The sequence below is a fragment of the Rubeoparvulum massiliense genome, assembly GCF_001049895.1.
Classification (GTDB): Bacteria; Bacillota; Bacilli; order Rubeoparvulales; family Rubeoparvulaceae; genus Rubeoparvulum; species Rubeoparvulum massiliense.
Genome location: NZ_CVPE01000004.1, coordinates 154,118 through 166,264, shown reverse-complemented (window position 1 = coordinate 166,264; position 12,147 = coordinate 154,118). Strand labels below are relative to the sequence as shown.

Below are 12,147 nucleotides of genomic sequence, written 5' to 3'. Positions count from 1 at the left end.
CCGTATATAAATTTGATAAAGGAGAATACAGAAGATTTTTTGCATGACTTTGGGAAGACGGTAATGCACTTTCGTGAGTTATCTGGAGTATCTAGGAAATAATTTGCGAACTACCTTGAAATTTCAGAACGTCATCTATATGGAATAAAATGTGAAGGCCATGCAATGAGTCCTAAAATAGCCTTTATAATTCACCGTACATTTAATTTTAATATGTATGAGTCCATAGAGCTTGTTTACATTAAGACCAAAATCACGCTATATTTCATGTTGCTATTGATGGTGCATCGCAATATGTACCAGAAAGATATCAAGATATATTATTGGCATCAGTCATGCGTGCGGTAGAAATCAATAATGAGTTTTTCATTGATGGTTATCATAAATACAATAGCAAAATAAGAAAGAAAGTATCGGGGAAATCAAGACTGATACTTCTTTTTTTTACTAATTAAAGTTTATAATCTCCAATTAAAAAAGGGTACTATAAATTCAGCTATATTTTATGTGTTTTATGGAATAGCCGAGAACACTCGTAGCTTTAGCCATGAGATGTTCAAGAAAACATGCCCTGTTACCAAGGGGTTATCATATCAGTTTCAATCGGCAACTTTTTTGTTTCCTCAAGGCATGTGGAGAGTTGCATGCTGTTAGTGATGAAAGACAATTAAATAGAGATATAGTAAAGGGGGAAATATATAGCCCCCTTTTTTGTTATAATTTTATCATAGAGGAGTGAAGACAATTAAAGAGGAGTGAAAACAATTTAATGGAGATTAGGAAACCGAACGACATGGAATTAGAAAACATTGTGAAACTCTCGCCACAATCCTTATTTGAAGGAACATTGGGTAGAGCTAGACCAACAGATGAGAAAGTCAAGCAACTTATTGATCCACTCTTGGGGAGGGGTTGTTACTACTTAATTGCTACAGATGAAGATAAGTTGATGGGCTGGATTCTACTAGGTCCAAGCAAAGATCAATTCTCTGATGAAATAATAGGCTTTATATATGAACTATATGTAATTCAAGAGTTCAGGGGAAAAGGGATCGCTAAGCACTTAATGGCACGTGCCATTGAGCACCTAAAATCCGAGGGATATCCTGAGATTCGTCTCGGAGTTTTTGCCGAAAATCAAGCGATTCAACTTTATAAGCAAATGGGCTTCTCTGAAAGTTACATTATGATGAATTTGAGGTTATATTGAATCGGGATAATTGCTTTTTGAAGGTATGGAGTTTTAGCTCCATACCTTTTTTTGCACCCTCAAGTAGATGTATCTACCACTAAGGTATGTGCATAAAGAAACAAAGTCGAAAAATTGTATGTATGACAATTGTAACTGTAGGGATTCGCTCAGTTCACTTTCCTTATTTGCTCATAAGATATTTAGAAAATGGTTCAAGGAGGATTTGAATGGCGGAACAAGTAAAGGTAAGCCAAAAATTTAAACGGCTTTGCACTCAATTTGGGAAAATTCTTGGAGGCGAATCAGAAATTGAGGAAGGTCCAGTTTGCTTTGTCACGAGGATGACCAATCTAAGGACGACGATTTTGGGAAGAAGATCGCTTTCCCCGCTCGTCCAAATGCAAATGTTTTCATTTGAATCCATAGATAAATCAGGTCGCGCACTTTGTTTAGGCGAGACTGCTGTACTTCAAAATCAGGTTAACCGATTGGTGTCCAATCTCCGTAAACGTGGGATAAAGGTGACTGCACTTCATAATCACTGGCTAAAAGAAAATCCACGCATCATATATGTGCATTGGGAAGCAGTTGATAATCCGCTTGTATTTGCTAGAAAAACCAAGGAATCCATTGCCTTCTTGGGTTAATACAGTTGAATGATGAAGTAACTATGTCCTATGTTTTTATCCTATCATGAAAGGATGATTTCGTATGGCGGAACAAGTGAAAGCTAGTGCCCACTTTAGAAAACTGTGCAATCAATTTTCTACCATTTTAGGTGGAACGGAGCATGAAATTACCAAAGGACCTGTTTGCTTTGTTAGTAGAAATCGGAAAGTAAACGCCTCCATTTTAAATAGACGTACCACTTCTCCTTTGATTCGTTATCAACTGTTCTCGTTTGAATCATTGGATCGTTCAGGACGTGCACTCTGTTTAGGAGAAACAGCGCTCTTCCAAAGCCAAGTGAATCGTTTACTATCAAACCTCCGCAAGAATGGGATTAAAGTAACAGCAGTCCATAATCATTGGCTCTTTGAAAATCCACGTCTTATGTATGTTCACTGGGAGTCCATCGATAACCCCCTTGCATTTGCAAGGAAAGTAAAACGTTCTATTGCCTTTTTGGGTTAATGATGAGTAATCCCAAGGCATGGAGAAAAAAATTGATCAAGTAGAACAATTTATTAATAGGTACTTTAGAGGTTATGTTTTTCGTTACTAAAAAACATAACCTCTTTTTTATCTTCATGGCATTAATCATACCTTCACCTCTATCGATAGAGGATAAATACCGTCAAGCTTCGAAATAAGGATGATGAAGGGACAACATGAAGCATCGCTTCTAAGATGACATATTGTTAAAGAAAGGATTTTCTAATAATCTAATCTGGTCATGTAGAGTGGCAGATTTTCTAGAGAAATGAGTTGGTCGTGTAGATGAGGACTGGATCAATGTCTTTTAATCATGGCTAGGAGGCTCTCATGAAAATAGAATTAGTTTTAGAAAACAAAAAGCGATTTCTTGATTTGCTGCTATTAGCAGATGAACAAGAGAATATGATTGATCTGTATTTAGAGCGTGGAGAGATGTTTGTTTTGTATGATGGTGACCTCAAGAGTCTCTGTGTCGTAACCCAGGAGGATGAGGGAGTCTATGAGATCAAGAACATCGCCACCTATGAACAATATCAAGGGCAAGGCTATGGAAAGCGATTGATCGAATACATCTTTGAGTATTATCAAGGTAGATGCAAAACCATGTTGGTGGGTACTGGCGATAGCCCACTTACAGTCCCATTCTATGAACGCTGTGGATTTACCAGATCCCATCACATCAAAAACTTTTTTACGGATCATTACGACCATCCCATCTATGAGGGTGGCGTTCAGCTTGTTGATATGGTCTATATGAGGAGGGATTTTGATCTTCAAAAGTAATCTGAATTCACTACCGATTAGGATTATAGAAAGTTAAATTTACCCCTAATTGTTGGCTTGGTGTATTGGTTAAACTTAAGGAAGAAGAATTAACAGAAAAAAGGTGAAGCATGATGACGGTGAGTACGGGAACTCCCAGATTAGGCGTTGGAGCTGTAATCCTGAACGAGAAGAATGAGCTACTCTTGGTATACCGAAACAGGGCACCTGAGAAGGATACATGGAGTATTCCAGGAGGAAAAGTAGAGGTATATGAGCCAATGGAGACCAGTGTTATGCGAGAGATTAAGGAAGAAGTGAATCTCGATGTGGAGATAAAAGGCTTGCTCTGCATGGCAGAAACTATTCATCCAGAAAAAGCAGAGCATTGGGTCTCAGCGATCTATGAAGTAGCTATTCAAGGTGGGGAGCCATGCAATATGGAGGAAGGTGGGGCCATTGGATCGGTACAGTGGTTCGCACTTCATGCATTACCTACCAATCTTGCTAGCTTTACACGTCCTGCCATTGAACATTTACAGCATAGATAAATTGATCAAAGTGGAAATCAGTAAAGGTGCAACCAACATTGGTGAGGAACCATTTTGGATGCACTTTTTTTAAAAAAGCTGCTTGGTAACATCGGATACCGAATTTTGTACGCGGAAATAATACATTAAAGATAGAGCAGGATGTATAGCTTGAAGGTGAAGTGCTAAAGAAGAATGTATTTGTTATGGCTAAGACATGCTAATAAAAATGGAAAGGCGGGGGTTTATTCATGAATCTACATCATGTGAAGGAATTTATGGAATATGATGAGACGAAATTGACTAAGCGCATCATCTTTAAAGAGGGGGCAAGCAACACATTTTTACTAAACTTTATGCCGGGACAGGAACTTCCTCCTCACAAACATCCGAACAGTAATGTTCATTTATTGGTGCTCACAGGAGAGGGAACATTTCGGATTGATGAGAATGAAATCAAGGCGAAGGAATGGGATGCCCTACTCTGTACAGCTAAGCAAGAGCTGTCCTTTGTTAACGATGGGGAGAAAGAGGTCAGCTTATATGTTGTCCTCAGCAATATTCCAGACGAACGCTATGCGCAAGATATCTAAAGTAGACTTGGTTCAGATGAAGGTAGGCTACAATCATCGCTTTCTCGCTTTTTAATGCAGCAATAAAAATAGCTATTGGTAACATTAGTTACCGAAATGATCATGAAATTAAACTATTATAAGCATGTCAAAGTAAACTATTCGATTTCATGATCAAAGGGGGACTAATGATGAGTATGTTTTGTTACCAATGTCAGGAGACAGCCAAAGGAACAGGCTGTACGATCAGCGGGGTATGTGGAAAAAGTGCACAGCTTGCAAACTTACAAGATCTCATGGTGTATACATTGAAGGGGATTGCCTTCGTTAAGCAAGCGGGAATCCAGGCAGGACTTCCACTATCTGAAACAGACTACTTTATCCAAAATGGCTTATTCATGACAATTACCAATGCCAACTTTGATGAAGCGAAGTTTATCGAAAAAATTAAGGAAGCCATCGCATTAAGAGAGAAAATGAAGATGGAATGCATCAAGCATGGTATCCAATTTGTGAATCTACCAGATGCTGCTACATGGGTAGCCAATTCTGATTCAGATATTCTCACAAAAGCCAATTCTATGGAGGTAGGCGTTTTAGCCACAGAGAACGAAGATATTCGCTCCTTGCGTGAGCTGATCACCTATGGACTAAAAGGGATGGCTGCCTATGCAAAGCATGCTGCCCATTTAGGCAAGAAGAGTGCAGAGATTGATCAGTTTATCTCCAAGGCATTAGCAGCTACATTGGATGATACATTAAGTGTAAATGATCTAATCGCTCTTACCTTAGAAACAGGTAAATATGGTGTGGATGTGATGGCCCTATTGGATATGGCAAATACAGCAGCCTATGGAAATCCAGAAATCACGCAGGTCAATATCGGCGTTCGCAATAACCCAGCCATTCTCATTTCAGGACATGACTTGAAGGATCTTGAAGAGCTTTTGGCACAGACAGAAGGGACGGGTGTTGATGTATATACCCACGGAGAGATGCTACCAGCTCATTATTATCCCTTCTTCAAAAAATATGAGCATTTCGTCGGTAATTACGGGAATGCTTGGTGGAAGCAGAATGAAGAATTTGCTACCTTTAATGGGCCTATTCTCTTCACTACCAATTGCATTATCCCACCAAAATCAAGCTATGCCGATCGGGTTTATACCACCGGTGCAACAGGGTATCCAGGATTTAAACATATCCCTGATCGCAAGGATGGTCAGGCGAAGGACTTTCGTGAGATTATCCAGCATGCTAAACGTTTAGCACCACCCACCGAGATTGAGCATGGAACTATCATTGGCGGTTTCGCCCATGCCCAGGTGTTTGCCCTCGCAGATCAAGTGGTTCAAGCCGTAAAAACAGGCGCTATCAAAAAATTCTTCGTCATGGCTGGCTGTGATGGCAGGATGAAATCAAGATCATACTATACAGAATTTGCAGAAAGGCTTCCCAAAGACACAGTAATCTTAACAGCTGGTTGTGCCAAATTCCGTTACAATAAGCTTGATTTAGGTGATATTGGTGGCATTCCCAGGATTTTAGATGCTGGTCAATGTAATGATTCCTATTCCTTAGCGTTGATTGCTCTTAAGCTGAAGGAAGTCTTTCAGTTGAATGATATTAATGAACTTCCCATCGCTTATAATATTGCTTGGTATGAACAAAAGGCGGTTATCGTACTGCTTGCGCTACTTTATCTAGGCGTGAAAAATATTCATCTCGGTCCCACACTACCTGGCTTCCTCTCCCCCAATGTAACCAAGGTGCTTGTGGAGAGCTTTGGTATCGCAGGAATTAGTACGGTGGATGATGACTTAGCGATGTTTTTAGCATAATTTAGTTTGAAAAATGAATCGATTGAATCTTGGGAGGGTGTCGTTAACTACTTCAGAAAGTAGTTAACGACACCCTCGATTCTATTAGTGGTTACTTATATGCAGTAGGAATTTACTCAAAGAAATAGAATCATGCAAAGAGATGAACTGTGCATCATATGATTGTATAGGTTTGAACTGATGATTGTCATCGTCGATGCAGCATAGATTGTATTGAAAGTGGTGGTGAAATTAGAAAGGAGGCATGTTTTGTGCAGGAGCATTTCACTGAAAGAGAGGTTATCGTTGCAGGGGAATACCAGTTGAGTGCAACCTTAACCATTCCTAAAGAGCATGATGTGACTACCAAGTATCCTGCTATCGTTATTGTGAGTGGTTCTGGAGGGGCGGATCGCGATGGTAATATGAAAAGCTTACCATCCAATATCTACAAGCACTTAGCATCTTTTCTCACCAGCATCGGGTTCATAACTATCCGCTATGACAAGCGAGGAATTGGACAAAGCCAGGGGGATCCGTATAACACAGGGATGAAGGATCTGGTTGATGATGTGATTAGCAATGTGAAGTACTTACAAAGCCTTCCTGAGGTATCCCAGGAACAAATCCTCTTATTAGGGCATAGTGAAGGCGCTATCCTATCCACTGTCGCCAATACACAATACCCTGTTGCTGGTCTTATCTTAATTGCAGGTGCCGGATCCAGCTTAAGAACGGCGATGGAATGGCAAAACAGTAGCGTCGCTGCAGAGATTGAGGAGATGCAGGGCATCAAGGGTGCCATTCTCCGTAGATTGGTGACCAAGGAGAAAGTGAACCATAAGCAAAATGCACTCTTCAACAAGATCCTAGCCTCTGATGAGGAGGTTATGAAGATTCAGTTGAAGAAGTTCCCAGCTAAGTGGATGCGAGAACATTTACAATACACCGATGAAGATTTGCTGAACATGCTTGAAGAGACGGCATGTCCAATTCTTGCGGTAACAGGGGATAAGGATGTACAGGCTAATCCAGCGGACTTAGAGCGTGTGAGAGCCCTGGGCAAAGAGAATATCATCTGCTCCATCATCGCCAATATGGACCATCTACTAAGAGAATATGAAGGGAAAAAAACCATTCTCCATCTGAAAAAGCAGTACAAGGGCAATGTAGATAAGCCTCTTCATCCTCAGTTAAAGGAGCAGATGAAAGTGTGGTTGTTCCGTCATATAATCAACGATAGAATAGCAAGTATATAGGAAATATATAAGGATAATGATATAAGAATTAAGAACGGGTAGATCATGAAATCCATGGAGGTAATGGAGATGGCGGAAATTAAGTTTGATATACGAGAGGCTTATGGGGCTCTCTCTGAATCTGCAAAAGGGTGGAAGAAGGAGCTAAATCTCATTAGCTGGAATGATAAAGAGCCGAAGTATGATTTACGAGATTGGTCTCCTGAGCACGAGAAGATGGGAAAGGGTGTAACAATGACAGCGGAGGAATTACGGAAGCTACGAGATATTCTGAATGGGATGGGGATCTAATCTTACAGAAAAATTGCTGAAACAAGGTGAGGTTTTGAATAAGAACACATATCGTTACTATGAGTTCTGGCGACATAACATGGAGAAGTCAGATATTTGGGATGGATCGTCTATCCGAATATCTATGCTGCACTTGGACTCTTACCTTGATTCCACAAGCTTCTAAAGAGTTTGTACCATATTTCAAAGAAACCTATCAGCAGGTAGAGGAAGCCTGGAATTTAGATGAAATATCCTGCAAGGATGCGGTGGATGCTATCAGCTTGCGCCTGTTCAATCAATTTCCCTAAATATTAGGTGCGCATTTCTATTATCATCTTTTCCGTACGCCACGAGATGTAGGCATGCATATTCTTCGCGTCTATGAAGAGGAAGAGATGTTAGGCTTAGTAGCATTCGAAGCGGACATGGCGATGTCCAAAGACGAATGGATGGAGATGCTAGATCATTTGTATGAGAATCCTTTCATGAATCGGAAGTTTGCCAGCCTCTTAACCAATCGAGTACCTCATTCGCTGTAAAAAAACGACTTAGCAAGTCTTGGCTTTTTATACAAAAATAAGGTGAATTAGATAAAATAGGATTAGTATCGTTTGTAGGGATAAATGCAGGAAGTTATAATAAGAATAGAAAAGGAGTCGGTTGCAGCCGACTCCAGGCACATTGACCGCTACAAAGGCGGTCGGCTATTAAGATTAATTTGGGGAAGTAGACTGCGTTCCTGGTGATGGTGCCATATCAGCAAAGCAAGGAGTCCCATTCATTAGATTGAGACTCCTTGCTTTTTGCTATTCCATATTCTTGATTTTACAATACGCTATTAGCCGAAGATCATATTATAGATTGTATAGAGACTCATGCCCGCCATGAGGATTACGATAACCCAGCCAAAGATGGACATCCAGAGCGGGTGCTTGTATTCGCCTACGATCTTTATCCGATAAGCAGCGAGGAGCATGACACCTAGTGAAATCGGTAGGATTAAGCCATTCAATGCGCCTGCCCAAACCAAGAGGGTAACAGGCCGACCGATGGTTGCTAGAATCGATGTAGATAGAAGGATGAAGGCAATAATATACCATTTATAATGCTTTTCAATAGCAGGATGGAAGGAACGGATGAAGGAGACCGATGTATAGGCAGAGCCAACCACAGAGGTGATGGCGGCAGCCCACATTACCAGTCCAAATATTTTATAGCCGATATTTCCAGCAGCTAATTGAAAAACAGAAGCAGGTGGATTATTAGGATCCAAGGTAAGCCCTTGACTCACCACACCTAACGCAGCGAGGAAGAGGACTATCCTCATGATTGACGCAATTCCAATCGCTGAAACTGCGCCGCGATTTACCTGGGGTAGCGCTGCTTTTCCCTTGAGGCCTGCATCGATCAAGCGGTGTCCACCAGCGAATGTAATATAGCCACCTACGGTACCACCTACTAGTGTGATGATGGCAAAGAAGTCGATCTTCTCAGGGATGAAGGAACGGTAAACGGCTTCTCCTACTGGAGGTTGGGAGACAACGGCTACATAAACCGTCAAGATAATCATGACGAATCCCATTACCAATGCGAAGCGATCCATGAGCTTGCCTGCTTCTTTCACGAGGAAAATGGTAATTGCAATGGCAGCACTGATGATTGCGCCTGTCGTAGTGGAAAGGGAAGGGAATAGGACATTGATCCCTAATCCGGCCCCACCTACATTCCCGATATTGAAGGCGATCCCACCTAGGACAATCAAGAAGGCTAGGAAAAAGCCAAGACCTGGTAACACCTGATTAGCAATATCCTGGGCTCGTTTCTCTGAGACCGCAATTATTCGCCAGATATTCAGCTGTGCGCCAATATCTAAGATGATGGAGATGAGAATAACAAAGCCAAAGCTAGCCATTAGATTTTGGGTGAAGACGGTGGTTTGAGTTAAAAAGCCTGGACCAATGGCTGAGGTAGCCATTAAGAAGGCAGCGCCAAGTAATAAGGACCAATCTACCTTCATTTTTTGATTTAGGTGTAACGTTTTCAACTGGTTTTTTGTTTAGTTCCATCGCATTTCCTCCTTATCATTCACATCGAGTTTCTTCATTGCGTAATTTCAAAAACGATTGCCCCATGTTACACTGTTCGGATCTGAATATCCTCACTCTTTAAAATGTTGAAAATATTTATGACAAACTGGAGAGCCTGTGCTCCATCGCCATGGATGCAGATCGTGTCTGCTTGGATAGGAATCTCTTCCCCAGCTACAGTGTGTACTCGTTTTTCTTTGATCATGGTGAGCACCTGCTGAATGGCTAGCTCCGGATCGTGAATAAGGGCGTGCTCTTGATTCCGTGGTGTTAGCGTCCCATCCTTCTGATAGGTACGATCTGCGAATACTTCATGAGCCACCTTCAAGCCTAGCTTTTCCCCTGCCAGGGTGAGCTGACTATTGGCTAGACCGTAGAGGATTAGCTCTGGATTGAGCTTATAGATGGCTTCTGCAATGGCCTCTGCAATCGAGGCATTGGCCGCTGCAAGATTATAAAAGGCACCATGGGGCTTCACATGATGAAGCTGTCCTCCATTGGCTTGGACAAATCCTTGTAGGGCACCTATTTGGTATAATACGATTTGATATGCCTCTTCTGGGGTAATCTGCATAAGACGACGGCCAAATCCATTCAAGTCAGGAAAGCCAGGATGCGCCCCAATGCTGACCTGATGCTGCAGTGCTCTCTGCACTGTTTCATCCATGGTTTTTGGGTCCCCAGCATGAAAGCCACAGGCAATATTGGCAGAGGTGATATATTTCATCATTTCTTCATCATTCCCTAGCGTGTAGCGGCCATAGCTTTCTCCCATATCACAATTGAGATCAACCTGACACATGCCCATATTCCTCCTTCTTCAATCTAATTGCTCTACAAATGCAGCGTAATAGCTTGTCCTGCTGGCGTAGAAGTTGCTGTGCTTCTTGGATGGAGACTTCTTGAAAGCGAAGCTTTCTCCCTGGCGGCAGTTGGCTGAGCTTCGGAAGATCTACTTGAATCACATTCCCGATTTTGGGATATCCTCCTGTAGGCTGGCGGTCTGCCATTAAGATGATAGGTTGTCCATTGGGTGGGACTTGAATGGTACCAAAGGCAGTACCTTCTGTCAGTAATTCCTGCTGCACCTTTAATTGCAGGGGAGGGCCTTCTAAGCGATAACCCATGCGGTCCGATTGTGGACTGATGGTAAAGGAAGCTTGATTGAATAACTGATGGGTCTCCTCAGTGAACCAATGGTATTGTCGACCTTGAATATAGCGAATGATAGGCATTTCCTCATCCATATAATGAAAGAGCCAGGGGCTCAGCTTCCAATTAAGGTGAGTGGTTGAATGACTGGACCTTTGAAGGAGGAGAACATCTCCTACCTCTAAGGGCCTTCCCTGGAACCCGCCGATTTTTGCTTTCAATGAGGTGCTCTTACTATTTAATACATCGGGGAGAGCGAAGCCACCCTGAACAGCGAGATAGGTGCGGCATCCAGTGGATGCTGATTTTAATCGTAGCTCATCTCCGACCTTCACAGTGATGGGCATTCCTAGCTCTACCTTTTGATGATTTAGAGTTGGAGACATATTAGCCCCTGTCAATGCCACCACACGCTCCTCCTCGAATACCATATGGGCTCCAATCAACGTCATCTCTAATACAGCTTCTTGTTCATTGTTTCCCACTAAGAGATTAGCTAGCTTCATTGCATATGTATCCATAGCTCCACTAGCGTTCACCCCACGGGATTGGTAGCCTAGTCGTCCGAGATCTTGTATGGTGGTAAGCAGACCGCTCTTCGTAATGCGAATTCCCTTCATGATTGATCCCAGCCTTCGAACTCTTCCCGTGTGATGGGGATAAATTCAACCTGATCACCAGGCTGTAAGAGTGTGGGGTGCTCCTGTTCTAGGCTGAATAAACGTAATGGAGTCCGCCCGATAATCTGCCAGCCTCCCGGTGTTTCCAGGGGATACACCCCGGTTTGCTGACCAGCAATTCCCACCGAGCCTGCAGGTATTTTTAGCCGCGGGGTACTTTTGCGGGGTGTAGCAATGGCTGGATCTAATCCACCTAAGAAAGGAAAGCCTGGTGAGAAGCCAAGGAAATAGACATGGTAGCGCTGTGATGTATGGAGGTGAATCACCTCTTCCGTCGTTCGCTGGTGATAGGCAGCCACCGTCTCCAAATCAGGGCCCAATGCTTGGTCATAGCAGACGGGAATCTGCACTAATTTTGACGCTGGACGTTTTTGTTCCACCAGCTTTGTCAGCTTTTCTTCTGCCCATTGGCAAACATACTCGTAAGGAAAAGCATGCTGAATGACAAGTGGATCGTAGAAGATGGTGACGGTGGTATAGGATGGAACCGCTTCCAAAAAACCAGGGAAAGGATCGCTGCATATTACGTCTACGAAATTAAGAATTTGTTGATTCTTCTCGACGGAAATTGAACCGCCAAAATCGATGATGATGGATGTGTCACTTAAGGGAGAAAAATGTAGGTCATCCAAGCATACTCACCTCTTCCGTATTAAAATATT

14 protein-coding genes are annotated in these 12,147 nt (G+C 42.3%); 10 read left to right on the top strand and 4 right to left on the bottom strand.

Annotation, left to right across the window (positions count from 1 at the left end):
* Nucleotides 1-769: 769 nt before the first annotated feature.
* From BN1691_RS03415 to BN1691_RS14345, 10 genes are all read left to right on the top strand, one after another.
* Nucleotides 770-1,210, top strand: a complete 441-nt coding sequence (locus BN1691_RS03415) for a GNAT family N-acetyltransferase (RefSeq protein WP_048600835.1) — start codon at nucleotides 770-772, stop codon at nucleotides 1,208-1,210.
* Nucleotides 1,211-1,419: 209 nt separating this feature from the next.
* Nucleotides 1,420-1,839 carry a DUF1259 domain-containing protein gene (locus BN1691_RS03410; protein ID WP_048600834.1) on the top strand — a complete coding sequence of 140 codons (420 nt, stop codon included), beginning with the start codon at nucleotides 1,420-1,422 and terminating at the stop codon, nucleotides 1,837-1,839.
* 64 nt (nucleotides 1,840-1,903) lie between these two features.
* Nucleotides 1,904-2,326: a DUF1259 domain-containing protein gene (locus BN1691_RS03405; RefSeq protein ID WP_048600833.1), complete on the top strand. Its 423-nt coding sequence runs from the start codon at nucleotides 1,904-1,906 to the stop codon at nucleotides 2,324-2,326.
* A gap of 351 nt (nucleotides 2,327-2,677) precedes the next feature.
* Entirely contained in the window at nucleotides 2,678-3,133 is a 456-nt protein-coding gene (locus BN1691_RS03400; protein WP_048600832.1) for a GNAT family N-acetyltransferase, read from the top strand.
* A 113-nt stretch (nucleotides 3,134-3,246) separates the two neighbouring features.
* A complete protein-coding gene (locus tag BN1691_RS03395; RefSeq protein WP_048600831.1) occupies nucleotides 3,247-3,663 on the top strand; it encodes an NUDIX domain-containing protein in 417 nt (138 codons plus the stop codon).
* A gap of 230 nt (nucleotides 3,664-3,893) precedes the next feature.
* Nucleotides 3,894-4,235, top strand: a complete 342-nt coding sequence (locus BN1691_RS03390) for a cupin domain-containing protein (RefSeq protein WP_048600830.1) — start codon at nucleotides 3,894-3,896, stop codon at nucleotides 4,233-4,235.
* Nucleotides 4,236-4,411: 176 nt separating this feature from the next.
* Nucleotides 4,412-6,055 carry a hydroxylamine reductase gene (gene hcp / locus BN1691_RS03385; protein WP_197082489.1) on the top strand — a complete coding sequence of 548 codons (1,644 nt, stop codon included), beginning with the start codon at nucleotides 4,412-4,414 and terminating at the stop codon, nucleotides 6,053-6,055.
* 251 nt (nucleotides 6,056-6,306) lie between these two features.
* The gene (locus BN1691_RS03380) at nucleotides 6,307-7,293 is read left to right on the top strand and encodes an alpha/beta hydrolase family protein (RefSeq protein ID WP_048600828.1); all 987 of its coding nucleotides are present in this window, start codon (nucleotides 6,307-6,309) and stop codon (nucleotides 7,291-7,293) included.
* Nucleotides 7,294-7,362: 69 nt separating this feature from the next.
* Entirely contained in the window at nucleotides 7,363-7,584 is a 222-nt protein-coding gene (locus BN1691_RS03375; RefSeq protein WP_048600827.1) for a YdbC family protein, read from the top strand.
* 344 nt (nucleotides 7,585-7,928) lie between these two features.
* Nucleotides 7,929-8,105 carry a hypothetical protein gene (locus tag BN1691_RS14345; RefSeq protein ID WP_156179045.1) on the top strand — a complete coding sequence of 59 codons (177 nt, stop codon included), beginning with the start codon at nucleotides 7,929-7,931 and terminating at the stop codon, nucleotides 8,103-8,105.
* A gap of 299 nt (nucleotides 8,106-8,404) precedes the next feature.
* On the opposite strand, the gene BN1691_RS03365 is transcribed toward BN1691_RS14345, so the two are convergent.
* From BN1691_RS03365 to pxpB, 4 genes are all read right to left on the bottom strand, one after another.
* A complete protein-coding gene (locus BN1691_RS03365; RefSeq protein WP_048601178.1) occupies nucleotides 8,405-9,583 on the bottom strand; it encodes an NRAMP family divalent metal transporter in 1,179 nt (392 codons plus the stop codon).
* Nucleotides 9,584-9,699: 116 nt separating this feature from the next.
* A complete protein-coding gene (locus tag BN1691_RS03360) occupies nucleotides 9,700-10,455 on the bottom strand; it encodes a LamB/YcsF family protein (RefSeq protein WP_048600825.1) in 756 nt (251 codons plus the stop codon).
* On the bottom strand, nucleotides 10,442-11,425 hold the full coding sequence (locus BN1691_RS03355) for a 5-oxoprolinase subunit C family protein (RefSeq protein ID WP_048600824.1): 984 nt from the start codon (nucleotides 11,423-11,425) through the stop codon (nucleotides 10,442-10,444). Before BN1691_RS03355 ends, BN1691_RS03360 begins: the two co-directional genes overlap by 14 nt.
* Nucleotides 11,422-12,117, bottom strand: a complete 696-nt coding sequence (pxpB, locus tag BN1691_RS03350) for a 5-oxoprolinase subunit PxpB (protein ID WP_048600823.1) — start codon at nucleotides 12,115-12,117, stop codon at nucleotides 11,422-11,424. The genes BN1691_RS03355 and pxpB overlap by 4 nt, the downstream gene beginning before the upstream one ends.
* Between the last annotated feature and the right edge of the window lie 30 nt (nucleotides 12,118-12,147).

What these genes read in the sequence shown, in the direction of transcription:
- BN1691_RS03415 (WP_048600835.1), top strand. Translation starts at nt 770, where the DNA reads ATGGAGATTAGGAAACCGAACGACATGGAATTAGAAAACATTGTGAAA.
- BN1691_RS03410 (WP_048600834.1), top strand. Translation starts at nt 1,420, where the DNA reads ATGGCGGAACAAGTAAAGGTAAGCCAAAAATTTAAACGGCTTTGCACT.
- BN1691_RS03405 (WP_048600833.1), top strand. Translation starts at nt 1,904, where the DNA reads ATGGCGGAACAAGTGAAAGCTAGTGCCCACTTTAGAAAACTGTGCAAT.
- BN1691_RS03400 (WP_048600832.1), top strand. Translation starts at nt 2,678, where the DNA reads ATGAAAATAGAATTAGTTTTAGAAAACAAAAAGCGATTTCTTGATTTG.
- BN1691_RS03395 (WP_048600831.1), top strand. Translation starts at nt 3,247, where the DNA reads ATGACGGTGAGTACGGGAACTCCCAGATTAGGCGTTGGAGCTGTAATC.
- BN1691_RS03390 (WP_048600830.1), top strand. Translation starts at nt 3,894, where the DNA reads ATGAATCTACATCATGTGAAGGAATTTATGGAATATGATGAGACGAAA.
- hcp (WP_197082489.1), top strand. Translation starts at nt 4,412, where the DNA reads ATGTTTTGTTACCAATGTCAGGAGACAGCCAAAGGAACAGGCTGTACG.
- BN1691_RS03375 (WP_048600827.1), top strand. Translation starts at nt 7,363, where the DNA reads ATGGCGGAAATTAAGTTTGATATACGAGAGGCTTATGGGGCTCTCTCT.
- BN1691_RS14345 (WP_156179045.1), top strand. Translation starts at nt 7,929, where the DNA reads ATGCATATTCTTCGCGTCTATGAAGAGGAAGAGATGTTAGGCTTAGTA.
- BN1691_RS03365 (WP_048601178.1), bottom strand. Translation starts at nt 9,583, where the DNA reads ATGAAGGTAGATTGGTCCTTATTACTTGGCGCTGCCTTCTTAATGGCT.
- BN1691_RS03360 (WP_048600825.1), bottom strand. Translation starts at nt 10,455, where the DNA reads ATGTGTCAGGTTGATCTCAATTGTGATATGGGAGAAAGCTATGGCCGC.
- BN1691_RS03355 (WP_048600824.1), bottom strand. Translation starts at nt 11,425, where the DNA reads ATGAAGGGAATTCGCATTACGAAGAGCGGTCTGCTTACCACCATACAA.